Source organism: Variovorax sp. P4_B11 (genome assembly GCF_056402355.1).
Genome location: NZ_JBFUHO010000027.1, coordinates 60,398 through 85,854 on the forward strand (window position 1 = coordinate 60,398; position 25,457 = coordinate 85,854).

Below are 25,457 nucleotides of genomic sequence, written 5' to 3' on the forward strand. Positions count from 1 at the left end.
GACTGGCGGGCGTTTAGCGTCGTTCGACGGGTCGGGGCGCCGCATCATGGGTATTCCGGTCTGACTTACCGAACGGAATGTGCTGGCGCCTGTGTCGGGGCCCTGCTTGCGATCGACCCGCCGGCGGCTGCCGGTTCGAGCCACGGCAACATTCTGGTGACCGGCGTCGCGGGGCTGGTGGCCGGGGCCATGTCGATAGCCGCTGGTGAATATGTCTCGGTCCATTCGCAGGCGGACACTGAGAATGCCGACCTGTCGCGCGAGCTAGCCGAGCTCGAAAAGGATCCTGCCGCGGAGCGGCGTGAGCTCTCGACTATCTATGTCGGCCGAGGGCTCGAGCCGGGCCTGGCGCAGCAGGTGGCCGAGCAACTTATGACGCACGACGCCATCGGTGCCCATGGGCGCGACGAGCTCGGCATCTTCGAAGCCCAGATCGCGCGGCCGGTTACGGCCGCGCTGGCGTCGGCCGCCAGCTTCGCGGTCGGTGCGGCGCTGCCGCTGGCGGTGACGGCGTTGTCGCCCGCACAGAGCGTGATTCCATGGATATCAGGGACGGCACTCTTCTTCCTGGCCTTGTTGGGTGCCGTCGCCGCGCGCGCTGGCGGCGCCGGCGTTCTGATGGGCGCCTGGCGGGTGACCTTCTGGGGAGCGCTCGCGATGGCGATCACCGCGGGTGTGGGCGCACTGTTCGGTGCGGTCGTTTGATGCCTGGTACGCAAGCTTCTGGGACAGCAGCGGTTCGTACTCTTGCCCGCTTGCGCAGCAGCGAATCAGCCCGAGCTTCTGCAGCTTGAGCGCGCCCTCTGTCAAGCCTGCCCGTTGAGGCAACACGACCGGCCAAGATGATTGGCGCGCCCCAGGGAGCCGCGGCGTGATCCGCCGATGATCCCGAAGAGCTATTTCGAGCCGTGAACCGGGTGCAGGCCATCCAGACCCGGGCCGACCGGGACGCCCAGGAGCTGGGATTGATCATTGAGGCCTTTATTCCCGGACGGGAGTACGCGCCGGAAGGCACCTTGGAACGGGGCGAGCTCTCGACCCTTGCCCTGTTCGAAAAGCCCGATCCCCTGGACGGGCCGTATTTCGCCGCTGGCAGAACCGCTCGGCCTTGCCGGCGAGGGCGCCGCCGCGGGGGTCATGATGATCCCCATTCCGCAGCGCGGCATTTGCCACGGCCTCGAAGGCCTGGCAGCCGCGCAGTCGGTACCCGGGGTCACGGGGGGTCACCATTACGGCGCAGCCCGGCCAGATCGTCGCTCCGCCTCCCGACGGGGCGAGCTACCTTGAGTTCATCTTCGCCCGGGCTTTGATCCCCGCGAATGCTGAAACGGCGCTGCGAATCGCCCATCGCAGTCTGAACTTCGATATACGCACTCTGCCGGTCCTCTCGAGCAAATCCCGTCATCGGGAACTAATCAGCACCAAATTGGTACCAATCTTTCACTGGGGTGATGCCAATGCTGAGACTGAGCAAGTTGACCGACTACGGCACCGTGGCGATGGCCCATATCGCGCGCGAGCCGGATCGGATTCATGCCGCGACCGAACTGGCGGGGACGATTGGCGTGGCTTTGCCCACAGCCAGCAAGGTCCTGAAGATCCTGGCACGGGTCAACCTGCTGCGATCAGTGCGTGGCGTGAAGGGCGGGTACATGCTGTCGCGGCCCGCCGGCGAGATCTCGATTGCCGAGCTCATCGACGCCCTGGAAGGCCCGATCGGCCTGACCGAATGCAGTGCCATCGCCGGCCTCTGTGCGCTGGAAGGGTCGTGCTCGATCCACACGAATTGGCAACGTATCAATCGCGTGGTTCTGGATGCCCTGGGCCAGATGACGCTGGCGGACCTGGCGCAACCGACGTTCAAGCCCGTCCATCTGGACGCTCGGCGTGCACTGCGGCCGCGCGCGCTCGCGTGAAGGAGCTCCACATGACTGCGCCGGCACACCAACTCGATGCTCTGATCAGCCGCGACTACCAGCACGGCTTCTTCACCGCCGTGGACACGGACACCGTGCCGCGCGGGCTGAGCGAGGACGTGATCCGCGTGATTTCCGCCAAGAAGAACGAGCCGGAATTCATGCTGGCGTGGCGGCTGAACGCCTATCGCCATTGGCTGACCATGACCGAGCCGCAGTGGGCGACGGTCGAGCATCCGCCCATCGACTACCAGAACATCGCCTACTACTCCGCACCGAAATCACAGAAGAGCGGACCGCAGAGCCTGGACGAGGTCGATCCCGAGTTGCTGCGGATGTATGAAAAGCTCGGTGTGCCGCTCCAGGAGCGAGAACTGCTCGCGGGCGTCGCGGTGGATGCAGTGTTCGACAGCGTTTCAGTGGCCACGACCTACAAGGCGAAGCTCGCCGAACTCGGCATCGTGTTCTGTTCGTTCTCGGAGGCCGTGCAGAACCACCCCGATCTGGTCCGGCAATACCTCGGCTCGGTGGTGCCCTACACCGACAACTTCTTCGCGACGCTGAACTCGGCAGTCTTCACCGACGGCTCGTTCTGCTACATCCCGCCCGGCGTGCGCTGCCCGATGGAGCTGTCGACGTACTTTCGCATCAACGCCAGCAACACCGGCCAGTTCGAGCGCACCCTGATCATCGCCGACCGCGGCGCGTACGTCAGCTACCTCGAAGGCTGCACGGCGCCGATGCGGGACGAGAATCAGTTGCACGCCGCCGTCGTCGAGTTGATTGCGCTCGACGACGCGCAGATCAAGTACGCGACAGTGCAGAACTGGTATCCGGGCGACAAGGACGGCAAGGGCGGCATCTACAACTTCGTCACCAAGCGCGGCGACTGCCGCGGCGCGAACTCGAAGATTTCCTGGACCCAGGTGGAAACCGGCTCGGCGATCACCTGGAAGTATCCGAGCGTCATCCTGCAGGGCGACAACGCCGTGGGCGAGTTCCATTCGGTGGCGCTGACCAACCACTACCAGCAAGCGGATACCGGCACCAAGATGATCCACCTCGGCAGGAACACCAGAAGCACGATCCTCTCCAAGGGCATCTCGGCCGGCCATGGACGCAACGCCTACCGGGGGCAGGTGAAGGTCGCGAAGAGCGCCGTCGGCGCGCGCAATTACACGCAGTGCGACTCATTGCTGCTGGGCGACAAGTGCGCCGCTCACACCTTCCCCTACATCGAGGTGAAGAACCCCACCGCCCGGGTCGAGCACGAGGCCTCCACCTCGCGCATCGGCGAAGACCAACTCTATTACTGCCAGAGCCGCGGACTCTCGGCGGAGGACGCGGTGTCGATGATCGTGAACGGCTTCTGCAAGGAAGTGTTCAAGGAGCTGCCGATGGAGTTCGCGGTGGAAGCGCAGAAGCTGCTCGGCGTAAGTCTCGAAGGGAGCATAGGTTGATGCTGTCCATCAAGAATCTGCACGTTTCGGTCGACGGCAAACCCATCCTCCGTGGCATCGACCTCACGGTGCATGCCGGCGAGGTCCACGCCATCATGGGGCCCAACGGTTCGGGCAAGAGCACGCTGGCGCATGTGCTGGCCGGGCGGGAGGACTACGTCGTGACGGCCGGCGAGGTACTCTACGTCGGGAAGAACCTGCTCGACATGCCGCCCGAGGCGCGCGCTCGGGAAGGGATCTTCCTCGCCTTCCAGTACCCGGTGGAGATCCCCGGCGTGGCGAACATCTATCTGCTCAAGGCGGCCCTCAATGCGATCCGCAAGCACCGCGGCGAGCAGGAACTGGATGCGATCGACTTCCTCGCCCTGGTGAAAGGCAAGTTGAAGTTGATGGACATGGATCAGGGCCTGCTCTACCGCTCGGTGAACGAAGGCTTCTCGGGCGGCGAGAAGAAGCGCAACGAGATTCTGCAGATGGCGGTGCTAGAGCCGAAGCTCGCGATCCTCGACGAGACCGACTCCGGCCTCGACATCGATGCGCTCAAGGTCGTCGCCCATGGTGTTGAAGCCATGCGCAGCCCGCAGCGCGCAATCATCCTGGTGACGCACTACCAGCGGTTGCTCAACTACATCGTGCCGGATCAGGTGCACGTCCTGGCGCAGGGGCGCATCGCCAGGTCCGGTCCTCCGGAGCTGGCATTGGAGCTGGAAAGCCGCGGCTATGGCTGGGTCGAGGCGCAGGCTCAGGCTCAGGCGCTGAATGAAACGGCACGACCATGATGAATAAAGATCTCTACCGCGCGCAATTCGCGCAGCTAGAGCCTCGCCTCGTGGGCGCACGGCTGCCGTGGCTGCAACGCACGCGCGCGGTCGCGTTCGAGCGCTTCGCCGAGCTGGGCTTTCCGACTCTTCGAGACGAAGATTGGAAGTACACCAGCGTGGCAACCCTCGAGAAGCGCACCTTCAAGTTCGTGCCCGAATCGTTTAACAGCGTCGGCGCGGATCAGGTCGATGAGCTGGCCGTGGCCACAAGCCACCTGCTGGTGTTCATCAACGGACGTCATGCGCCAGGGTTGTCGCGCCCCGGTTCCCTGCCGCGCGGCGCCGAAGTCGGCAGCCTCGCAACGGCGCTCGCGGACCGCCCGGATCGGTTCGAAGCCGTGTTCACCCGCGATGCCGAAGCGCTCGTCAACGGCTTCACGGCGCTCAACGCTGCGTTCTGGGCCGATGGGGCGCACATCGATCTCGCCGCGGGATGTGCGGTCGATGAGCCGATCCATCTGCTGTTCATCACGACGGACGCCGATCTTGCCGTTCACTCGCGCAACATCATCCGCGCCGGCACCGGATCGCGGGCCGAGATCATCGAGCACTACGTCGGCATCAATGATGCCACGTACCTCACCAACGCGGTCACGCACATCCAGGCCGACGCGGGCGCGACCATCATCCATACCAAGCTGCAGCAGGAGAGCCTGCGCGGCCATCACATCGCCGACATTCGCGCCGAGCAGGGGCCCGACACCCGGTTCACGTCGCAGTCCTTTGCGCTGGGCGGGCGGCTCTCGCGCAACGACATCGGCACGCGACTCAACGCACCGGGCTGCGAAGCCACGCTGATTGGCCTGTACATGGCGAACGGCAGGCAGCACATGGACCATCACACCCGCATCGACCACCTGCGACCGCGCGGCACCAGCCGCGAGTTCTATAAGGGCGTGCTAGACGGCGCCTCGCGCGCGGTGTTCAACGGCAAGGTGATCGTGCATCCCGACGCGCAGCGCACCGACGCACAGCAATCCAACCGCAATCTGCTGCTGTCGGACAACGCCGAGGTCGATACCAAGCCGCAACTGGAGATCTATGCCGACGACGTGAAGTGCAGCCATGGCGCCACCGTCGGCCAGCTCGACGCCGAGCAGATTTACTACTTGCGTTCGCGCGGGATGGATGACGCGTCGGCGCGCGCGCTGCTGACCTTCGCCTTTGCCGAGGACGTCGCGACACGGGTGAGCTGCGTGCCCTTGCGCTCGCGCCTGGAGCAACTGCTGCGCGGCCGGCTGCCCGAGCAGGTGAAGGAGCTGCTGTGAAGAGCGCAGCGAGCGAACTGGGCGCATTGCGCGGCGCGGCGCCGATCTTGGCCTTCGACGTGGCGCGGCTGCGCGAGGATTTCCCGATCCTGCACCGCAGCGTGCACGGTATGCCCCTCGTCTACCTCGACAACGCCTCCACCAGCCAGAAGCCGCAGTGCGTGATCGATGCCGAGGCGCGCTACTACGCCGAGCTCAATGCCAACATTCACCGTGGCGTGCATGCCTTGAGCCAGCAGGCAACCGACGCCTACGAGGCCGCGCGCGATACCGTGAGGCGCGTCATCAACGCGGCACGGCGCGAGGAAATCGTGTTCGTGCGCGGCGCCACGGAGGCCATCAACCTCGTGGCGGCGAGTTGGGGGCAGCGCTTGCAGCCGGGCGACGAGATTCTCATCACGGAGATGGAGCACCACTCGAACATCGTGCCATGGCAGTTGCTGTGCGAGCGCAGCGGCGCGGTGCTGCGGGTAGCGCCGATCGACGACGACGGTGAGCTGGTGCCGGGCGAGTTGGAGCGCTTGCTCGGTGCGCGCACCCGGTTCGTCGCGGTGACTCATTTGTCGAACGCGCTGGGAACCATCAATGCGGTGAAGCGCATCATCGATCTTGCCCACGCCAAAGGCGCTGCGGTGCTCATCGACGGCGCCCAGGCAGCGCCCCACATCAAGATCGATGTGCAGGCGCTCGACTGCGATTTCTACGCCTTCTCGGGCCACAAGCTGTATGGCCCAACCGGCGTCGGCGTGCTCTACGGCAAGGCGGCGCTGCTGGACGCGATGCCTCCGTACCAGGGTGGCGGCGACATGATTCGCGAGGTGACCTTCGCCAAGACCACCTTCAACGACCTGCCCTACAAGTTCGAGGCGGGTACTCCCCATATCGCCGGGGTGATCGGTCTTGGCACGGCGATCGATTACATGAGCGCAATCGGACTCGACGCCATCGCTGCGCACGAGCACCAACTGCTCGCCTACGCCACCGAGCAGGCGCGCGCAGTTTCCGGCCTGCGCCTCATCGGCACCGCGAAGGACAAGGCGAGCATCCTGTCGTTCGTGCTCGACGGCGTGCATCCGCACGATGTCGGAACGATTCTCGATGGCGAGGGCGTGGCTGTGCGCACGGGACACCATTGCGCCATGCCGGTGATGGAGCACTTCCATGTGCCGGCAACGGTGCGCGCCTCGTTCGCGCTCTACAACACGCGCGCCGAAGTGGACGCGCTGTTCCGCGCCGTACGCAAGGTGCAGGAGGTCTTTGGCCATGCCCGATCCGCGTGATCTCTACCAGGAGGTCATCCTCGACCATAACCGCACGCCCCGGAATTTCGGGCGCCTGGCGGGTGCGAACCGCAGCGCCGAGGGCTTCAATCCCTTGTGCGGCGACAAGCTGACGCTGTACCTGAAGCTGGTCGATGGAGTGATCGAGGACGTGACCTTCGAGGGGGCAGGCTGCGCCATCTCCACCGCCTCGGCCTCGCTGATGACGGAAGCGCTGAAGGGCAAGACCGAGCAAAAGGCGCAGGCGCTGTTCGAGGGATTCCTTGCGCTGTTGACCACGGGCCATGGCGCGGACTCCGCAGTGCAGCTGGGCAAGCTGGAGGTGCTGTCCGGCGTGCACGAATTTCCGGTGCGGGTGAAGTGCGCCGCACTGGCCTGGCACACCTTGCACGCGGCGCTGCATGACGAGACCCGGCCGGTGTCCACGGAGTGAAGCAATGAGCATCGTCGACTGGTTGTACAGGGCACAGCAACTTGAGCCCACGCGCGAGACCGAGCCGGAAGGGCTTGAGGGCCGCGTGATCGCCGCGCTGCGCACGGTGTACGACCCGGAGTTGCCGGTCAACATCTACGATCTGGGCCTGGTCTATAGGCTCGATGTCGATGAGGCTGCGGGAAAGGTGCAGGTCCGGATGACCTTGACCGCCCCGGGCTGTCCGGTGGCGCAAACCTTCCCCGCGACCGTGGAGCGCGCGGTGGAGGCGGTGCAGGGCGTCAACGAAGCACGGGTGGAGTTGGTCTGGGATCCGCCCTGGTCGCGCGACCGGATGAGCGAAGCGGCACGCTTGGATCTGGGGATGATCTGACATGGCCGAATGGGTCGCCGTCGCCCGGGTGGAGGACTTTCCGCCCGGCACCGCGCGCACGCTGGAGATCGAAGGCACGCCGATCGCCGTGTTCAACCTGAACGGCCGCTACTACGCCATCGAGGACATCTGCAGCCACGAGGCCGAGACACTCTCGGGCGGGGAAGTGGCGGGCGAGGAGATCATTTGCCCGCGCCACGGCGCGCACTTTTCGATTCTTACCGGCGCGGCGCGCTCAGCGCCCGCGTATGAACCGGTGGCAACGTTCCCGGTCCGCGTCGAGGGCGGCGTGGTCAGGGTGAAGGACGACCGCTGGGGCTGACTGTTGATGAGATGACGACCAGTCCCTCGATTCGCCGGAGACCACTCGGCAGCGCCTTTCAGGCCTTCGCCAAGACTGCCATCGCCTTATTGGCGTCGTCCAGCGAGTGTCCACCGCCACGTAGACCGCACATTGTCTGCCAATCACGGAGGCCGAGAACCCGCGGAGGTTGATTCCCCCTTCAGCAAGCTTCTGAGTCAACTCGGCGGCGACGCCCCGCCGGTCCGGGCTCATCATCCGGATGGAGCTTGCACACATGGCCGACAGCTATTCGCGCGCTGCGGCGCAACGGACCCGACGAGCCCGCGAAGTACAACCCCAGGCATTCAATCGGTGATCTACGATGACTAGGGAAAGGAGCTCCCGAGCGGGGCGGGCAGCACCTGTATCCGCAATCCGTGGCCCGGATCCTTCAAGACCATCTGGAAGGATCCGGAGCGCTACGTGAGCCAGTAAAGATCATCCGCGGCGTGCTCGCAGCGATTTCGAATGGCCAGGATCCTGGCGACGTCCACGCTCGCCAATCCTGAAGTCGTCGACATGATCAAGGGACTGGCCAAATAGCAAAAAGGCACGGTGGCAGCGCGCCGCCCTTCGACGGCACAGACCTTCAAATGGTCAAACGCCCTCGACTATGCCGACGCCATGAGCCTGTTTCGGCACATTGGAAAGCTCATGCCGATGGCTTTGGCATCGGCACGACGAAGGCCAATGACATGGGGCTGAAGGCAGGGAGTATCGCCTCTTCACTGCGCACCGCGAGGTCGCAAACCGCACCGCCTTGCGGGCCGGCAGTGATCGTGTCGGCGATCGTAGGAGGCCCCCAGCATCTGCGCTCCGGGACACGGACGTCAGTTCTGCAGTGTGTTGAAGTACTCGACAGGTCTTTCCAAGACTACCTACAGCTGGGTCGTCAGATCCTTGTGGGTTTGTTGAACGACCGCTTCGCGGCGCTCAATCGCGGGTGCTGTATGGCTGCAGTGGGCCCGGAGTTCCATTCCGGCTGATTGGATAGCTGCCATTCGATGGGCCTTGGTCGCCGAGGCGGGGTCCAGCTTGAGCAACGGCAACGGCAACGGCTATGTCTGCACCACCTTGAAACCGGCCGTCGATGCTGAAATCCCCATGGCATCGGGATGACAGGAATCGGGCTTACAGCGTGAGTTCGCCGGGCGGCAGGGAAGGGCCGCAAACGCTGCAGAGCCGCCCCCTGAAAAGCCTGTTCATCGGCTCAGGCGATACAGGAGCAACGCCCACATCAGCGCGGAAAAAAGCTCTGTGGGTCACTTCCTCAAGCTTCTCATCACCAGGTTGGTGATCAATGCATGGGCCGCTTCAAAGTCGCCGTTGTCCAGGTGCTGCTTGCCGACCAACAGCGCGAACTGAGGTGCCAGGTCTGCGTAGGCCTGGGTGGCCGACCAGATGACGAACATCAGGTGGGTGAAATCGACCCGTTCGATGAGACCTTGCCGTGCCCATCGTTCAAAAGCCCGTACGTCGGCGCGCAGTTTGGGAATCACGCGTTCGGCCAACTTGTCGGCATAACGAGGCGCGCCGGCCATGACCTCGCGGGTGAAGACGGCCGACCCGCTGGGGCGGTCCCGCGAGAAGCTTAGCTTGGCGCGGATGTAGCTGCTGATCGCGGCCTCGGGATCGTGCTTCTTGGCCATCACGTCCATGCTACCCAACCAAGACTCCATCACGGCATCAAGCACAGCACCGTACAGCTCTTCCTTGCTCGAGAAGTAGTACAGCATGTTCTGGCGGCTAATGCCGAGCTCGGCAGCAATGCTATCCAACGACACGCCCTCGAAGCCGAAGCGGGCGAACTGCCGCTCGGCTTCCAGCAGGATCAGCTCCTGCTTGCGCAGGCGTGCAGCCCGCGGCGCCCGCGGCGCGGTGCTCAGCTCGGCGACGGTGGCTTGACTGCGCAAGGAAGGTGCAGACCCACGTCTGGGTGAAGTGCTCATGGCGTGATTGTCCCCAAATTCGCCCACGGGTTTTTACCAACTAGAAGAAATTTACTAACTAGTAAAGTTCTCCACGTCGACGCATCAACTTCAGACAAGGAGCCAGGCCATGCGAATCGGAGTGCCGAAGGAAATCAAGGTTCGGGAATACCGCGTCGGTCTGGTGCCCGCCAACGTGCGCGAGCTCTGCGCGCGCGGCCATGAGGTGTATGTTGAGTCCGGTGCGGGCGCCGGCATCGCCGCCAGCGATGCCGACTACCAGGCTGTCGGTGCGTCCATCGTGCCCGATGCCGACGGCGTGTTCAGCGCCGCGCAGATGATCGTGCTGGAGGAGGTGGTGCATGGCCTGGGCGGCGAGGCCGGCGTGATCGATGTGCGCAACGTGGGCCTGGCGGCCGGCATCGACCTCGAGCCCATTCCCGGCAACCCCGGCGTGCGTGCGATGAAAGTGTTCGAGCGTGCCCTCGACGAAGGACTGTTGCTGCGCTTCACCGCCGACACGATCGCTCTCGGCCCCCCCTTCATCTCGACCGTCGACGAATTGCAGGCCATGAGCGATGGCCTGCGGCGCGCGATCCGTCACGTCATGGCTCAGCACTGAGCCGTACCCGCAACAGCCACAAGGAGAAACCCCATGGAGACCCCCTCCACCCGCGCCTGCGGCATTCACGCCGCCCGCCTGAATCTGGCCGACTACGCGAGGAACTTCGGCGATGCCCATCCGCCGCTGACCCGCGCCCAGGCGCTGATCGAGGCCGAACGCTGTTACTACTGCTTTGATGCGCCCTGCACCACGGCCTGCCCGACGGGCATCGACATCCCGACCTTCATTCAGCGCATCGCCCAGGACAACAACCGTGGCGCGGCGCGCGCCATCCTCGAGGCCAACCCGCTCGGCGGCATCTGCGCCCGCGTGTGCCCCACGGAGGTGCTGTGCGAGCAGGCTTGCGTGCGCAACACGAACGAGGAAAAGCCCGTCGAGATCGGTGCGCTGCAGCGCTACGCGACGGATGCCTACTTCGCCAACCCGGGCGCGCCCCTGTTCACGCGCGCGGCTTCAACAGGTTTCCGCATTGCGGTGGTCGGGGCCGGCCCGGCTGGCCTCGCCTGTGCCCATGGGCTGGCGCGCCGGGGTCATTCGGTTGCGTTGTTTGACGCCAAACCCAAGCTTGGCGGGCTGAATGAGTACGGCCTGGCCACCTACAAGACCGCTGGCGACTTCGCCCAGCAGGAAATCGAATGGCTGCTGTCGATCGGCGGCATCGAGGTGCACAACGGCCAGCAGTTGGGACGCGAATTCACGCTCGACAGCCTGCTCGCACGGTTCGACGCCGTGTTCCTGGGGGTGGGCCTGGCGGGCGTGAATGCACTTGGCATTGCCGAGCCGCAAGTCTCCGGCTTGCGCGATGCGGTGGAGTTCATCGCGGAACTGCGCCAGGCCGCCAGCCCGGCCGAAGTGCCGGTGGGGCGGAGGGTGGTCGTCATCGGCGGCGGCATGACCGCCGTCGACGCGGCAGTGCAGGCGCGTTTGCTCGGCGCCGAGCAGGTGACCATCGTCTACCGGCGTGGGCCTGAAGCCTTGTCGGCTTCAACCGTCGAGCAGCAGTGGGCGCAGACCCATGGCGTGACGATCCGCCACCGGGCCGCACCCAAGGAAGTCATCAGTGAAGGCGGCGAGCTCTGCGGCATGCGCTTCGCGGGCACCGCGTTGAAGGAAGGCAAGCTGGTCGAGACCGGCGAGTTCTTCACGCTCGAAGCCGACATGGTGCTCAGGGCCGTCGGTCAGACCTATGTTGCCGAGCCAGCTGGCGCGACCATCAAGCTCAACGGTGGGCGCATCGTCACCAATGAAGACGGCCTGACCAGCCGCGCCCGCGTCTGGGCCGGCGGCGACTGCCGCCACGGCGGGCGCGACCTGACCGTCGAAGCGGTCGAACACGGTAAGCGTTCTGCTGTGTCCATCGACCTCGCGCTGCGCAAGCCTGCTGCAGCGGCTGAACCCCAATCGACCCCGGAGAACCAGCATGGCTGATCTGAGCACCAATTTCGTGGGCATCAAGAGCCCAAATCCGTTCTGGCTTGCGTCGGCGCCGCCCACTGACAAGGAAATCAACGTCACCCGCGCCTTCGAGGCGGGCTGGGGCGGCGTGGTCTGGAAGACCCTGGGCGAAGACCCGGCGGTGGTCAACGTCAACGGACCGCGCTATTCCACGCTGATGTCGCAGGACCGGCGCGTCATCGGTCTGAACAACATTGAGCTGATCTCCGATCGGCCGTTGCGCACCAACCTGGAGGAGATCCGGCGCGTCAAACGCAACTGGCCGGATCGCGCGATGGTGGTGTCCCTGATGGTGCCGGTGATGGAGGAATCCTGGAAGCGCATCCTGCCGATGGTCGAAGACGTCGGCGCCGACGGCATCGAGCTGAACTTCGGCTGCCCGCATGGCATGAGCGAGCGCGGCATGGGCGCGGCCGTCGGCCAGGTGCCCGAGTACATTCAGCGCGTCACCGAGTGGTGCAAGCACTACTCGTCGTTGCCGACCATCGTCAAGCTCACGCCCAACATCACCGACGTGCGGCACCCCGCGCGTGCGGCCAAGGCTGGCGGCGCCGATGCGGTTTCGCTGATCAACACCATCAACTCGGTAATGGGGGTCGACCTCGATCGCATGGTCATGAGCCCGAGCACCGACGGCCGGGGTTCGCACGGCGGCTACTGCGGCCCGGCGGTCAAGCCGATCGCGCTGAACATGGTGGCCGAAATCGCGCGCGACCCGGCCACCGCAGGCCTGCCAATCTCGGGCATCGGTGGCGTGACCACTTGGCGTGACGCGGCCGAGTACATCGCGCTGGGTTGCGGCACGGTACAGGTTTGCACCGCCGCTATGGTCTACGGCTTCAAGATCGTGCAAGACCTATGCGACGGCTTGTCCAACTTCATGGACCAGCAGGGTTATCGCTCGATCGAGGATTTTCGCGGCGGCGCCGTCGAGACCGTCAAGGACTGGAAGGCGCTCAACCTGAACCACATCGACAAGGCGGTCATCAACCAGGACTCGTGCATCCAGTGCGGCCGCTGCCACGTGGTGTGCGAGGACACCTCGCACCAGGCCATCACGGCCACCAAGGACGGCAAGCGCCACTTTGAGGTCAATGATGCGGAGTGCGTCGGCTGCAACCTCTGCGTGTCGATCTGCCCGGTGCCTGACACCATCACGATGCGCACGCTCGCGCCCGGCGAGATCGACAAGCGCACCGGTCTTCGGGTCAGCGGCGAATACGCCAACTGGACCACCCACCCCAACAACCCGATGCGCGCGGACACCCAAACCGCCGCCACTGCCTGAGAGCCCACAGCATGAACCACTATGAAGTCTCCCACTGGATCGCCGGAAGACTGATGCGCGGAAGCGGCGCGCGCGGGCAGGACATCTTCAATCCCGCCACTGGGGAGGTGCAGGGCACGTTGTTGCTGGGCAGCGAAGCCGATCTCGACGACGCCGTGGCCGGCGCGCTGGCCGCCCTGCCGGCCTGGGCGCAGACGCCGCCGCTGCAGCGTTCGCGCGTGATGTTCCGCTTTCTTGAAATTGTGCAGGCCCGGCGCGCGCAACTGGCCGAATGCCTTGTGCGTGAACACGGCAAGACGCTGCCCGATGCCTTGGGCGAAGTGGCGCGCGGGATCGAGAACATCGAGTTCGCCACCGGCATGCCGCAGTTGCTCAAGGGCGAGTACACCGAGCAGATCTCGCGTGGCATGGACGCCTGGTCGGTGCGCCAGCCGCTGGGGGTGGTGGCCGGCATCACGCCCTTCAACTTTCCGGCCATGGTTCCGCTGTGGATGTTCCCGCTGGCGATCGGTTGCGGCAACTGCTTCATCCTCAAGCCCAGCGAGCGTGACCCTTCGGCCAGCCTGTTGATGGCACAGTGGCTGAAGGAAGCCGGCCTGCCCGACGGCGTTTTCAGCGTGGTCCAGGGCGACAAGACGATGGTCGACGCGATCTTGCGCCACCCCGCCATCGACGGCATCAGCTTCGTCGGATCGACGCCGGTTGCCGAGTACATCTACGCCACCGGCAGCGCGCACGGCAAGCGGGTGCAGGCGCTCGGTGGTGCCAAGAACCACATGGTGGTGATGCCCGATGCCGACCTCGAGCAGGCAGCGGACGCGCTGATCGGCGCAGCCTACGGATCTGCCGGCGAACGCTGCATGGCGATCTCGGTCGCCGTGGCGGTGGGTGATGTCGGTGACCAGCTGGTCGCCGCGCTGGCACCACGCGTCAAGGCGCTGAAGATCGGCGAAGGCCACCAGGACAGCGCCGACTTGGGCCCGGTCATTACCAAGCAAGCCAAACAGCGCATCGAGAGCCTGATCGGCCAGGGCATCGAGGAGGGCGCGCAGCCGGTGGTGGACGGCCGGCAATACAAGGTGCCTGGATTCGAGAACGGATTTTTTGTCGGCGGCACGCTGCTCGACCACGTCGAGCCGCAGATGGTCGTCTACACCGAGGAGATCTTCGGCCCGGTGCTGTGCGTGCTGCGCGCGCCGGACCTGGCCAGCGCGGTGGCAATGATCAATGCCAACGAGTACGGTAACGGCGTGGCGGTGTTCACTCGAGATGGCAACGTGGCGCGCGAGTTCGTGCGCAACATCAAGGTCGGCATGGTCGGCGTCAACGTGCCGTTGCCGGTGCCCATGGCCTTCAACAGCTTCGGCGGCTGGAAGCGCAGCCTGTTCGGCGACCATCATGCCTACGGACCCGAGGCGGTGCGGTTCTACACCCGCCACAAGGCGGTGATGCAGCGCTGGCCCGACAGCATTGCCCGCGGTCCGGAGTTTGCTTTCCCGCAGATGACCTGAGCCGCAACCCCACCAAGGAGACAAATCCATGCATACTGACAATCGGCCGCGCCCACACAGCGGGCTCTGGAACGAGGACCTGGCGCCCACCAGCGCCGCCCAGCGCACCTGGCGCTGGTTCCATTTCACCGCCCTGTGGGTGGGCATGGTGATGTGCATTCCGGCCTACACCCTGGCCGCCAGCCTGATCGAAAGCGGCATGTCCTGGCGGCAGGCCGTGGGCACGGTGTTCCTCGGCAACCTGATCGTGCTGCTGCCCATGCTGCTGATCGGCCACGCCGGTGCCAAGTACGGCATTCCCTATGCCGTGCTGGCGCGCGCCTCATTCGGCACGCGCGGCGCGCGGCTTCCGGCGCTGCTGCGCGCCCTGGTCGCCTGCGGCTGGTATGGCATACAGACCTGGTTCGGCGGCATGATGATCTACACCCTGGTCGGTGTCCTGCTCGGCCAGCCGCTGGCGGGCGACAAGATCGCCGGCCTGGGCATCAACCTCGGCCAGCTGGTCTGTTTCCTGCTGTTCTGGGCCATCCAGTTCTACTTCGTGGTGCATGGCATCGAGTCCATCCGCAAGCTCGAAACCTATACCGCACCGATCAAGATCGTCATCTGCTTCGTGCTGCTGGCCTGGGCCTACAAGCAGGCGGGCGGCTTCGGCCCCGTCCTCGAGCAACCTTCGCAGTTCGTCGAAGGCGGCAAGAAGGCCGGCCAGTTCAGCGCCGTGTTCTGGCCCTCGCTGACCGCCATGGTCGGTTTCTGGGCCACGCTGGCGCTCAACATTCCCGACTTCACGCGCTTTGCCAAGTCGCAACGCGACCAGCTCGTGGGCCAGGCAGTGGGCCTGCCCGCGCCCATGGGCCTGCTGGCGGCGCTGGCGGTGTTCGTGACCTCGGCGACCGTGGTGATCTATGGCAAGGCGATCTGGGACCCGGTGGACCTGGCCAGCCGCATGAGCGGCGCAGCGGTGCTGATCGCACTGATCATCCTGCTGATTGACACCGTGAGCGTGAATCTGGCAGCCAATCTGGTCGGACCGGCCTACGACTTCTCGGCGCTGAGCCCACGCCACGTCAGCTACAAGACCGGCGGCTACATCACGGTCGGCATCGCCATTGCGATCATGCCGTGGAAGATCCTCGAGTCGACCCAGGGCTACATCTTCACCTGGCTGATCGGCTACTCGGCGCTGCTGGGCCCGGTGGCGGGCATTCTGATCGTCGACTACTACCTGCTGCGCCGCACCGAACTGCAAGTCGATGCGCTCTATTGCGAGGGTGGCGAGTACAGCTACCGCGGCGGCTGGAACTGGGTGGCCGTGCTGGCCTTCGTTCTGGGTGTGCTGCCCAATGTGCCGGGCTTTCTGAACGCGGCGTTCCCGCAGAGCTTCCCCGACGTCGGCGACCTGTTCAAGCAGATCTACACCTACGCCTGGTTCGTCGGCTTGGGTATCGCTTCCGTGGTCTACCGGGTCGGCATGGCCGGCAAGGTGGCGGCGCGGAGCACGGCACTGGGCCGCGCCTGATGGACCGGCCGCCCCCAGACCGGCGGCCTCATTTTCCGGAGCAAATTTCATGAGTACAGCCCTTTTGATTCGCGGCGGCACGGTGGTCAACGCCGACCGTGAGTTCGCTGCCGATGTCCTGTGCATGGACGGCCGCATCGCAGCCGTCGGCGCCGACCTGCAGGCCCAAGCCCCGTCGGGCACGCAGACGCTGGACGCCGGCGGCCAGTACCTGCTACCCGGCGGCATCGACCCGCACACCCATATGCAGCTGCCGTTCATGGGCACGGTTGCCATGGACGACTTCTACAGTGGCACGGCAGCCGGCCTGGCCGGCGGCACGACCAGCATCATCGACTTCGTGATTCCCGACCCCCAGCAGCCGCTGATGGAGGCCTACCGCACCTGGCGCGGCTGGGCCGAGAAGGCGGCGGCTGACTACAGCTTTCACGTCGCCATCACCTGGTGGGGCGACAGCGTGCATCGCGACATGGCCACCCTGGTGCAGCAAGAAGGCGTCAACAGTTTCAAGCACTTCATGGCCTACAAGAACGCCATCATGTGCGACGACGAGACCCTGGTGAACAGCTTTCGCCGCGCGCTTGAGCTTGGCGCCATGCCCACTGTGCATGCCGAGAACGGCGAACTGGTCTACCTGCTGCAGCAGGAAGTAGCCAAGCTGGGCATCACCGGGCCCGAGGGTCATCCGCTGTCGCGCCCGCCCATGGTCGAGGGCGAGGCCGCGAACCGCGCGATTGCGATCGCCGACGTGCTGGGCGTGCCGATCTATGTGGTGCATGTGTCTTGCATCGAAGCTGCCGAGGCCATCGCCCGCGCCCGCGCGCGCGGCCAGCGCGTCTACGGCGAGGTGCTGGCCGGGCATCTGGTGATCGACGACAGTGTCTACCGCGACCCGGACTTCGCGCGCGCCGCCGCCCACGTCATGAGCCCGCCGTTTCGCCCCAAGGATCACCAGGAGGCGCTGTGGCGTGGCCTGCAATCCGGCAACCTGCACACCACGGCCACCGACCACTGCACCTTCTGCGCGGCGCAGAAGGCCGCCGGGCGCGACAACTTCGCCCAGATCCCCAACGGCTGCGGCGGCATCGAGGAGCGCCTGGCGGTGATTTGGGATGCCGGCGTCAACAGCGGGCGGCTGACGCCCAGCGAGTTCGTCGCCGTGACCTCGGCCAACACCGCCAAGCTATTCAATCTGTACCCACGAAAGGGCGTGATCGCCGAAGGTGCCGACGCCGATCTCGTGATGTGGGACCCGCACGGCACGAAGACGATTTCCGCCAAGACCCAGCATTCCAGGGGCGACTTCAACATCTTCGAAGGACGCTCGGTACGCGGCGTTCCCAGCCACACCGTGAGCCGTGGCCGTGTGGTCTACGCCAACGGCGATCTGCGCGCCGAGCAAGGCAGCGGCCGCTACCTCAAGCGTCCGGCCTTCGGTGCCAACTTCCAAGCCGTGGCCAAGCGTGCGCAAGGGCTCGCGCCGACCGCGGTGCAACGCTGAACAGGAGACTCCAATGGAGACGAACACGGCTCCGGCCATCCACCAACTTCGCATCGACGGGGAGCGACTTTGGGCCTCGCTGATGGAATTGGCACGCATCGGCGCCACCCCCAAAGGCGGCGTGTGCCGCCTCACGCTGACCGACCTGGACAAGCAAGGGCGCGACCTGGTTACCAGCTGGGCGCGCGAGGCCGGCATGACGGTGACGATCGACAAGATCGGCAACGGCTTCATGCGCCGACCCGGCCGCAACAACAGTCTGCCGCCCATCGTGACCGGCAGCCACATTGACACTCAGCCCACCGGCGGCAAGTTCGATGGCAATTACGGCGTGTTGGCCGGCATCGAGGTGGTGCGCACCCTCAACGACCACGGCATTGAGACCGAAGCGCCGATCGAGGTCGCCTTCTGGACCAACGAGGAAGGCTCGCGCTTTGTTCCTGTGATGATGGGTTCGGGTGTGTTCGCCAAGGCCTTCACGCTCGATCATGCCTACGCAGCCACCGATACCGAGGGCAAGACGGTCAAGGGTGAACTCGAGCGTATCGGCTACCTCGGCAGCGAGGAACCCGGCGCACACGCGATCGGCGCGTATTTCGAAACCCACATCGAGCAGGGGCCGGTGCTCGAAGACAACGACAAGACCATCGGCGTGGTGACCGGAGTACTCGGCATTCGATGGTACGACTGCACCGTTACCGGCATGGAGGCGCATGCCGGGCCAACGCCGATGGCCTTACGCAAGGATGCGCTGCAGGTCGCGTCCCGGCTGATGCAGGAAGTGGTGGCCTGCGCGCACCGCCATCCGCCGCACGGTCGCGGCACCGTGGGCATGGTGCAGGTGCATCCGAACAGCCGCAATGTGATCCCGGGGCGCGTGAAGTTTTCGATCGACCTGCGCAATGCCAGCGACGAACTGTGCGACGCAATGGACGCCGACATTCGCGCCGTGGCTGCCAGGCTCAGCGCCGAGACCGGCCTTCCCATCCAGATTGAGCAGGTCTCGGGCTATCCGGCGCAACGTTTCCACGCCGACTGCGTGGAGGCGGTCGGGCGCGCGGCCGATATGCTCGGCTACAGCAACATGCGCGCCGTTTCGGGCGCCGGGCACGACGCTATCTACATGGCGCGGCTGGCACCGGCCGGGATGATCTTCATCCCGTGCAAGGACGGCATCAGCCACAACGAAATCGAGGACGCCAAGCCCGAGCACATCACCGCTGGTTGCAACGTGCTGCTGCACGCCATGCTCGAACGTGCCGGAGTGGGGAGCTGAAGCCAGGGTCCGGGGCGCAGTCCATGTCTTCCACCTCGGCGTTGTTCTTTGCCTTCACTCGTCGGGCAGCATTAGCGGCGGGATCAAGTCCGGCTTGCTACTCAGGGGATTGGTCTCTAGAGCTTCCATTGCCGACCTCATCTTTCGTAGCTTCGGTTCATGGGCGCCCTCCGGCGCAGGAAGGCGGAGTGGCACATGGTGTTTTTGGAACTATTGGTAGTAGCGTGATCCCTGGCTTCAACGCGCTCTTGCTTGTTTGCGGATTCCCTTGGTTCCTCTTGGCAGTGAGGGCCGTCTCCGGGCCACATGTAGCCTAGATCGCTGTTTGCGAATGTTTTGCCCCGGAACAGCATGCATGTGTTCTGGATCAATAAGCCGAGAACAAGGTAAGCGTGGCCTCAACACCCTCTGGCGGGACCGCGCGGGCATGAGCAGGATCGCCTGATCATGCTCACGCTTGGATGTGTGCATTTAACCGGTACGTGCACATATGGACAAGCGAGTCACTTCGGGCAAGGACACCCGGCGCAGGCACAGCGAGGAGCTGAAGCAGGAGTTGGTCGAACGCAGCCTGGAACCCGGCGCGTCGGTCGCCGCCATCGCGCAAGAGCACGGCATCAATGCCAATCTCCTGTTCAACTGGCGCCGGCTTCGACTGCGTGCCGAAGCACCTGCAGTCGAGGCTGCAGCGCGACCGACGCTCTTGCCGGTAACGGTGCAGATGGATCCCGTGTCCAAGGCCCCCAAGGCCGTTGCGCCTCGCCCTTCGAGCGGCGTGATCGAGATCGACGTGGGAGCCACACGTGTTCGCCTGCGCGGAGCCGTCGACGAGGCCAGCGTGCGCTGCGTGCTGCGGCTACTCGGTGCCATCGCGTGATTGGTCTTCCCTCGAACACGCGCGTGTGGATCGTAGCCGGCCACACCGACATGAGGAAGGGCTTCGACGGCCTGGCGGCGATGGTGCAGACGGCGCTCGCGGCCAACCCGTTCTGTGGCCACGTCTTCGTCTTCCGCGGCAAGCGCGGCGACATCCTGAAGGTCCTGTGGTTCGATGGCCAGGGACTGATGCTTCTGGCCAAGCGACTCGAGCGAGGCCGCTTCGTCTGGCCGCAGGCCACGTCCGCCAGCGTGTCGCTCACGTCGGCGCAACTGTCCATGCTGCTGGAAGGCATCGACTGGCGCATGCCGGTGCGCACACACGAGCCGACGCTTGCTGCATGATTCCGCGCTCCGGCTCGGAGCAACTACTGGATGAGAAGTTCTCCGGTGTAGCACTGATGTTCGACCTGTCGAGGGCCGGGCACAGTGGAGGACGTGACGACACCTATCAACGATCCCGCAGCACCTCACACCGTTGAGGGTTTGCTGAGAGTGGTCGAGGAGCGAGACGCCGAAGTTGTGCTCCTCAAGCTCATGGTCGACAAGCTCAAGTTGCAATTGCTTCGAAGCCTCCGGGCTCGCTTCGGATCGTCCAGCGAGCAGCTGGACGACCCTCAAATCGCTCTCTTGGAGGGTGCACCACTGTATGAACGCTCCGTGCCGATCGTGCCGGCCGCACCCGATGCTGCCAACGCGCCACAGATCGATCGCACGCTGCCCGCCCACCTGCCGCGCGAGAGCCAGGTGTACCGGCCACAAACGAGCACCGCTCACCATGACAGCAATGGCCAGCCATGCGGATGCACCGCCTGCGGAGGTCGTCTTCGCCTGATCGGCCAGGACGTCTCGGAGCAACTGGAGTACGTACCCTCGCGGTTCAAGGTGATCCGCCACGTGCGGCCCAAGCTGGCCTGCGTGGCATGCGAAGCGATCTTCCAGGCGGCGGCGCCGAGCAGGCCGATCGCGCGCGGTGTGGCCGGCCCCGGGCTGCTGGCCAACGTGCTGGTGTCCAAGTATTGCGATCACATTCCACTTCACCGCTTGAGCCGCATCTATGCCCGCGACGGTGTCGTCATCGACCCGTCGACCATGGCCGGCTGGGTTGGCCAGAGCGAGAAACTGTTCGACCCGCTGGTGGCGGCGCTCGGCCGCTACGTGCTGGCCGGCGAGAAGGTGCACGCCGATGACACGCCGGTGGCGGTGCTCGACCCCGGCCGAGGCCGCACCAAGACTGGCCGGCTGTGGGTCTACGTGCGCGACGACAGACCGGCCGGAAACACGCATCCGCCTGCGGCCTGGTATCGCTACTCACCCAACCGCAAGGGCGAGCATCCGCAGACACACCTTGCGAACTACAGCGGCATCCTCCAAGCCGATGCGTACGGTGGCTACGGGAAGATCTACGCGAGCGGGCGCGTCGTCGAAGCGGCATGCTGGGCTCATGCGCGTCGGCCGTTCTGGGATCTGCATGAAAGCCAGGGCTTCGTGCCAGGGTCCATTGCCGAGCAGGCGCTCCAGCGCATCGCCGCGCTGTATGCGATCGAAGCCCAGATCCGGGGTCAACCTCCGGACGTGAGACGCCAGGCTCGACAAGCGCGTGCCGGGCCCTTGCTGGAAGACCTGCGCGCCTGGCTCGAGAGCATGCTGGGCAGGGTCTCGAGGAAGTCGGAACTGGCCAAGGCGATCGGCTACTCGCTCGGGCGCTGGCGCTCGCTTACGCGCTATCGTGACGACGGCCGCATCGAGATCGACAACAACGCCGCAGAGCGTGCCCTGCGTGGCGTGGCCCTTGGGAGATCCAACTATCTCTTCATGGGCTCGGACGCCGGCGGCGAGCGGGCCGCGGCGATCTACAGTCTGGTGGAGTCGGCCAAGCTGAACGGGCTCGATCCGCAGGCGTACCTGCGCGACGTGCTCGACCGAATTGCCGACCATCCGATCAACCGCATCGACGAGTTGCTGCCATGGAACATGGGCGGGCAACACGTTGAGCAACGACTGGCGGCCTGAACCACGCAAGCAGGCTGCGCGACGAAGGAAGACGCAGTGAACTCGCAAGGCACCGACCCGCGGATGATGGAAGCCCTCGAGGGCGCGAGCAGCCCGCAGCTCTACCAGCTCAAGGCATTGATCGAGGGCATGTTGGCCGATCCGCGTCGCGGAATTGCCGCACGTGCGAACCTCCATCTTGGCCAGCCTGTGCAGTTCGTCGACTTCCGCGACGGCCAGATGCGCCGCGGCAAGATCATCGCCATGCGGGATACCCAGGCGACGGTACTGGAAGAAGGCACCAAGCGAACCTGGAAGATCCCGTGCCTGGCGATGCAGGGCTATCACGGTGCCGAACGTCGCGACGAGCAAGCTCCCTATGAGCCGCCGCCGGAACCTGCCAGCGCGACAACCCATGCGCGCGAGTTCCAACGCGGAGACACCGTGACGTTCAACGACCGTGATGGTCGCAACATCACCGGCGTGATCGTGCGCATCAACCAGCGCACGGCTACCCTCGGCACCGGCGATGGCGGGACTTGGCGGGTGCCGTTCCATGCGCTGCGCCACGTGCTCGACGTCTGAGCATCGTCGAGTTCGTCAACGAGTCGACGTCAAGAGGGCCTTGAGTCATTACATCCGCAGACAAACCCAACAGATCCGAAGACAGGCGGTCCAAGGAGCACCGTCGTAGGCCGATGCCCAAAGGGCAGTTGGAGGGCGGCTGGTCGACTGCAGAGCTCCAGTTGCGATCATTGACGCGCTGCCTCCAACTGCTGCTGAAGACTGTCTGCTGTCCTTCGAATTCGGCTGCCGAATGACGGCGGTCGCCGAAACCCGACCTTGGCCCTTTTCTGTGACGAACGGCCGGTCTACTTTGGAACTTGACCTCGCCGACATCGTTTAGGAAGTTCGAGTTCGGCGCCAGCGTCGGATCGCGGTGGACGACCTGGGCGAAATCGCGCGTGAGCGGCCGCTTCCGAATGTCGCCAACCAACGCTCCGGGCCCGTTGCGGTCTTACGGCTGGCGCGGGGAACGGCAGCTACGAGCGAAAGCGGACGGTGGCAAACGGACGCCCCAGTGACTTGTTCGCGTTTTCATGACTGCAGTTGAGCGAGAGGCGGCGGCTTTTCCACTTCGCGATACCGTTCCAAATTGCTCGAAACTGGCACGCTGTCGCCATCACCCAAGGTCATGCACGGCACAGATTTGTTCCCAGAGCCGCCCCACCACCGCCCGCGCATTGACCCGCGCGCGATAGGCCACGATGCTCACTTCGATGTCCCAGGCGCCGTCACCCAGCGGCGCCAGCCCGGCCAGCCGGCCAGAGACGAACGAGCTGTCAGGCAGCCATGCGATGCCGAGGCCCTGCAACGCGAGGTCGCCGAGCACGTCGGTCATTTCGGCCTCGAAGGCGCGATAGCCGACCAGCGCCTGCGCCGACTGTTCGATGGCCGAGTCGACCACGCGGGCGAAGTAGCCGCTTGCCGAATACATCAACAGTGGCAACGGTTTCGACGCCGTGCCCGGCAGTTCGAGCCGTCCCGACTCGGCCAATGTGCGCGATACGTAGGGCCGCACCTTTTCCACGCCCAGTTCGTGCCGCTCGAAGCGCATTGGGTCGATCTGCACCGGGTGAGCGGCTTGGTGGAACCCGATCAGCACATCGGCCGAACCCGCATTGAAGGCCGACACCGTGTCGTGCACATTGCCAACCTCGAGGCTGCAACTGATTTCGCCCGCGCTCGACCAGCGAGCCCACCAACCGGGCAGCCGCGTGCTGGCCAGTGCATAGGTGGAGGCGATGCGCACGTGGTTGCGCGAGGGCGCGTCGCCGATCTCGGCCTTGGCGTCGGCGATCTGGTTGAGCAGGCCCGTGGCCACCGTGCGAAAGCGCTCACCCGCCGCCGTGAGCTTGGTGGGGTAGCTCGCGCGGTCGATGAGCTTCGCGCCCAGCCACTGCTCCAACGCCTGGATGCGGCGGCTGAACGCAGCTTGCGACACGTTGCGCATCTCCGCCGCGCGCGTGAAGTTCTGCACCTCGGCGAGGGTGACGAAATCCTGAAACCAGCGAATGTCCATAGGGTGAATTGACGCCTGTGCGGGCGCAATTTGCAAGTCGAATCCCAATTCGTTGTTCGCATCGTCGATGCGTGCCGCGCATTGCCCCTGGATGCAAACTCGACATTGGACCGCGGCGCCGCTCCTCGCGACCATTCACGAATCTTCTCACCACTTCAGCAAAGGATTCGGACATGAGCGAGCAACTACGCGCGGCGGCCAAGGTATACATGGTGCGCTACGGCGGCGACACCTTCCCCAACCTGTTCCGAAGCGCCCGCGGCGCCATCGTCATCGACGACACGGGCCGCGAGATCCTGGACTTCACCTCGGGCCAGATGTGCGCCACCATCGGCCACAACCACCCGGCAATCGTGCGCGCGGTTCACGAGGCCGGCGAGAAGGCCTTCCACATGTTCAGCGGCATGATTCCTGAAGTCGTGGCCGAGCTGGCGCAAAAGATGGCCACCGACTGGATGCCGGCACCGCTCACCAAGTCGATATTCGTGAACACGGGCTCCGAGAGCAACGAAGTGGCGCTGCGAATGGCCAAGATGTACACCGGCGGCTTCGAGATCCTGGCCGTGGGCGGCTCGTGGCACGGCGTGACGGGTGGGACCAGCGCCGTGTCCTTCGCAAGCGACCGTAAGGGCTACGGCGTGCACGTGCCCGGCGTCTACCTGATGCCCGAGCCCAACGCCTACCGGCCCTACATCCAGGGTATGTCTGGCGAGGAGTCTGCGCTGGCGTGCCTGGAGCTGGGCCTGAAGATGTACGACATGGCCTCCACGGGCCGGCGCGCAGCCATCATCATCGAGCCCATCATCAGCGCGGGCGGCGTGCTGGTGCCTCCGAAGTCGTACATGCAGGCCCTGCGCAAGGCGGCCGACGACCGCGGCATGCTGCTGATCTTCGACGAGGCCCAGACGGCGTTCGGCCGAATCGGCCATCGCACCGCGTCGGACTTCTACGGCGTGGTGCCCGACATCATGTCGGTGTCGAAGACCATGGGCGGCGGCCTGCCGCTGGCGGCCGTGGCCACGAGCCCGAAGATCGAGCAGGACGTGTTCGAGAAGGGTTTCACCTTCTACACGAGCCATGTGTCCGACCCGCTGCCCGCCACTGTAGGGCTGGCCGTGCTGGACACCATCCGAAAGGATAGCCTGATCGAGCGCGCGCGCACCACCGGCGCCTACCTGCGCGGCCAACTGCTGGAGATGCAGCGGCGCTATGAAGCCATCGGCGATGTGCGCGGCGAAGGCCTGTTGCTGGGCGTGGAACTGGTGCAGGACCGCGCCTCGCGCTTGCCCTACCACGAGCTGGGCGCGCGCACGACGAAGAAGTGCTTCGAGTTGGGCCTGAGCATGAACATCCGCCGCCGGCCCGAGCGCGGCTCGGTGTGGCGCATTGCGCCCCCGCTCACCGTGAGCCACTCCGAGATCGACCGCGCCATCGCCATCCTCGACCGCGCCCTGCGCGAGAGCCTGGACGAGATCGCGAGCCCAGCCCCCGTGGCGGTGGCGGCTTGAC

23 protein-coding genes are annotated in these 25,457 nt (G+C 65.2%); 21 read left to right on the plus strand and 2 right to left on the minus strand.

Annotated features, from left to right (window positions below; all coding sequences use genetic code 11):
* The first annotated feature begins 60 nt into the window (after positions 1–60).
* From AC1DYD_RS22725 to AC1DYD_RS22765, 9 genes are all read left to right on the plus strand, one after another.
* On the plus strand, positions 61–705 hold the full coding sequence (locus AC1DYD_RS22725) for a VIT1/CCC1 transporter family protein (RefSeq protein ID WP_478175043.1): 645 nt from the start codon (positions 61–63) through the stop codon (positions 703–705).
* A gap of 770 nt (positions 706–1,475) precedes the next feature.
* On the plus strand, positions 1,476–1,916 hold the full coding sequence (locus AC1DYD_RS22730; protein WP_478175012.1) for an SUF system Fe-S cluster assembly regulator: 441 nt from the start codon (positions 1,476–1,478) through the stop codon (positions 1,914–1,916).
* A gap of 11 nt (positions 1,917–1,927) precedes the next feature.
* Positions 1,928–3,376 carry a Fe-S cluster assembly protein SufB gene (gene sufB, locus AC1DYD_RS22735; RefSeq protein ID WP_478175013.1) on the plus strand — a complete coding sequence of 483 codons (1,449 nt, stop codon included), beginning with the start codon at positions 1,928–1,930 and terminating at the stop codon, positions 3,374–3,376.
* Positions 3,376–4,155 carry a Fe-S cluster assembly ATPase SufC gene (gene sufC / locus AC1DYD_RS22740; RefSeq protein ID WP_478175014.1) on the plus strand — a complete coding sequence of 260 codons (780 nt, stop codon included), beginning with the start codon at positions 3,376–3,378 and terminating at the stop codon, positions 4,153–4,155. The genes sufB and sufC overlap by 1 nt, the downstream gene beginning before the upstream one ends.
* Positions 4,152–5,465, plus strand: coding sequence for a Fe-S cluster assembly protein SufD (sufD, locus tag AC1DYD_RS22745; RefSeq protein WP_478175015.1), 1,314 nt, complete (start codon positions 4,152–4,154; stop codon positions 5,463–5,465). The genes sufC and sufD overlap by 4 nt, the downstream gene beginning before the upstream one ends.
* Positions 5,462–6,745 carry a SufS family cysteine desulfurase gene (locus tag AC1DYD_RS22750; protein WP_478175016.1) on the plus strand — a complete coding sequence of 428 codons (1,284 nt, stop codon included), beginning with the start codon at positions 5,462–5,464 and terminating at the stop codon, positions 6,743–6,745. Before sufD ends, AC1DYD_RS22750 begins: the two co-directional genes overlap by 4 nt.
* Positions 6,729–7,178 carry a Fe-S cluster assembly sulfur transfer protein SufU gene (gene sufU / locus AC1DYD_RS22755; protein WP_478175017.1) on the plus strand — a complete coding sequence of 150 codons (450 nt, stop codon included), beginning with the start codon at positions 6,729–6,731 and terminating at the stop codon, positions 7,176–7,178. Before AC1DYD_RS22750 ends, sufU begins: the two co-directional genes overlap by 17 nt.
* Positions 7,179–7,182: 4 nt before the next feature.
* Entirely contained in the window at positions 7,183–7,551 is a 369-nt protein-coding gene (locus AC1DYD_RS22760) for an SUF system Fe-S cluster assembly protein (protein WP_478175018.1), read from the plus strand.
* A gap of 1 nt (position 7,552) precedes the next feature.
* Positions 7,553–7,873, plus strand: coding sequence for a Rieske (2Fe-2S) protein (locus tag AC1DYD_RS22765; RefSeq protein WP_478175019.1), 321 nt, complete (start codon positions 7,553–7,555; stop codon positions 7,871–7,873).
* A 1,283-nt stretch (positions 7,874–9,156) separates the two neighbouring features.
* Here AC1DYD_RS22765 and AC1DYD_RS22770 read toward each other — a convergent pair.
* A complete protein-coding gene (locus AC1DYD_RS22770; RefSeq protein WP_478175020.1) occupies positions 9,157–9,843 on the minus strand; it encodes a TetR family transcriptional regulator C-terminal domain-containing protein in 687 nt (228 codons plus the stop codon).
* Positions 9,844–9,952: 109 nt separating this feature from the next.
* Here AC1DYD_RS22770 and AC1DYD_RS22775 point away from each other — a divergent pair, with 109 nt between their 5' ends.
* The 11 genes from AC1DYD_RS22775 to AC1DYD_RS22825 all read left to right on the plus strand — a co-directional run bounded on the left by AC1DYD_RS22775 (position 9,953) and on the right by AC1DYD_RS22825 (position 22,450).
* Positions 9,953–10,444: a hypothetical protein gene (locus AC1DYD_RS22775; protein ID WP_478175021.1), complete on the plus strand. Its 492-nt coding sequence runs from the start codon at positions 9,953–9,955 to the stop codon at positions 10,442–10,444.
* 33 nt (positions 10,445–10,477) lie between these two features.
* The gene (locus AC1DYD_RS22780; protein ID WP_478175022.1) at positions 10,478–11,875 is read left to right on the plus strand and encodes an NAD(P)-dependent oxidoreductase; all 1,398 of its coding nucleotides are present in this window, start codon (positions 10,478–10,480) and stop codon (positions 11,873–11,875) included.
* On the plus strand, positions 11,868–13,190 hold the full coding sequence (preA, locus tag AC1DYD_RS22785; protein WP_478175023.1) for an NAD-dependent dihydropyrimidine dehydrogenase subunit PreA: 1,323 nt from the start codon (positions 11,868–11,870) through the stop codon (positions 13,188–13,190). Before AC1DYD_RS22780 ends, preA begins: the two co-directional genes overlap by 8 nt.
* 11 nt (positions 13,191–13,201) lie before the next feature.
* Positions 13,202–14,701: a CoA-acylating methylmalonate-semialdehyde dehydrogenase gene (locus AC1DYD_RS22790; RefSeq protein WP_478175024.1), complete on the plus strand. Its 1,500-nt coding sequence runs from the start codon at positions 13,202–13,204 to the stop codon at positions 14,699–14,701.
* Between the two features lie 28 nt (positions 14,702–14,729).
* Positions 14,730–16,220: an NCS1 family nucleobase:cation symporter-1 gene (locus AC1DYD_RS22795; protein WP_478175025.1), complete on the plus strand. Its 1,491-nt coding sequence runs from the start codon at positions 14,730–14,732 to the stop codon at positions 16,218–16,220.
* A 49-nt stretch (positions 16,221–16,269) separates the two neighbouring features.
* Positions 16,270–17,721 (plus strand): dihydropyrimidinase, encoded by a 1,452-nt coding sequence (gene hydA, locus AC1DYD_RS22800; protein WP_478175026.1) that lies wholly within the window; start codon positions 16,270–16,272, stop codon positions 17,719–17,721.
* A gap of 13 nt (positions 17,722–17,734) precedes the next feature.
* Complete coding sequence (locus AC1DYD_RS22805) at positions 17,735–18,997, plus strand: Zn-dependent hydrolase (RefSeq protein WP_478175044.1); 1,263 nt, start codon at positions 17,735–17,737, stop codon at positions 18,995–18,997.
* Between the two features lie 490 nt (positions 18,998–19,487).
* A complete protein-coding gene (gene tnpA, locus AC1DYD_RS22810; protein WP_478175027.1) occupies positions 19,488–19,874 on the plus strand; it encodes an IS66-like element accessory protein TnpA in 387 nt (128 codons plus the stop codon).
* A 23-nt stretch (positions 19,875–19,897) separates the two neighbouring features.
* Positions 19,898–20,218: an IS66 family insertion sequence element accessory protein TnpB gene (tnpB, locus tag AC1DYD_RS22815; protein WP_478175028.1), complete on the plus strand. Its 321-nt coding sequence runs from the start codon at positions 19,898–19,900 to the stop codon at positions 20,216–20,218.
* Between the two features lie 105 nt (positions 20,219–20,323).
* Positions 20,324–21,886 carry an IS66 family transposase gene (tnpC, locus tag AC1DYD_RS22820; protein ID WP_478175045.1) on the plus strand — a complete coding sequence of 521 codons (1,563 nt, stop codon included), beginning with the start codon at positions 20,324–20,326 and terminating at the stop codon, positions 21,884–21,886.
* A 36-nt stretch (positions 21,887–21,922) separates the two neighbouring features.
* The gene (locus tag AC1DYD_RS22825) at positions 21,923–22,450 is read left to right on the plus strand and encodes a hypothetical protein (RefSeq protein ID WP_478175029.1); all 528 of its coding nucleotides are present in this window, start codon (positions 21,923–21,925) and stop codon (positions 22,448–22,450) included.
* A gap of 598 nt (positions 22,451–23,048) precedes the next feature.
* Here the strand turns inward: AC1DYD_RS22825 and AC1DYD_RS22830 are convergent.
* Positions 23,049–23,948 (minus strand): LysR family transcriptional regulator, encoded by a 900-nt coding sequence (locus AC1DYD_RS22830; protein WP_478175030.1) that lies wholly within the window; start codon positions 23,946–23,948, stop codon positions 23,049–23,051.
* Between the two features lie 173 nt (positions 23,949–24,121).
* Here AC1DYD_RS22830 and AC1DYD_RS22835 point away from each other — a divergent pair, with 173 nt between their 5' ends.
* On the plus strand, positions 24,122–25,456 hold the full coding sequence (locus AC1DYD_RS22835) for an aspartate aminotransferase family protein (protein ID WP_478175031.1): 1,335 nt from the start codon (positions 24,122–24,124) through the stop codon (positions 25,454–25,456).
* The last annotated feature ends 1 nt before the right edge of the window (position 25,457 follow it).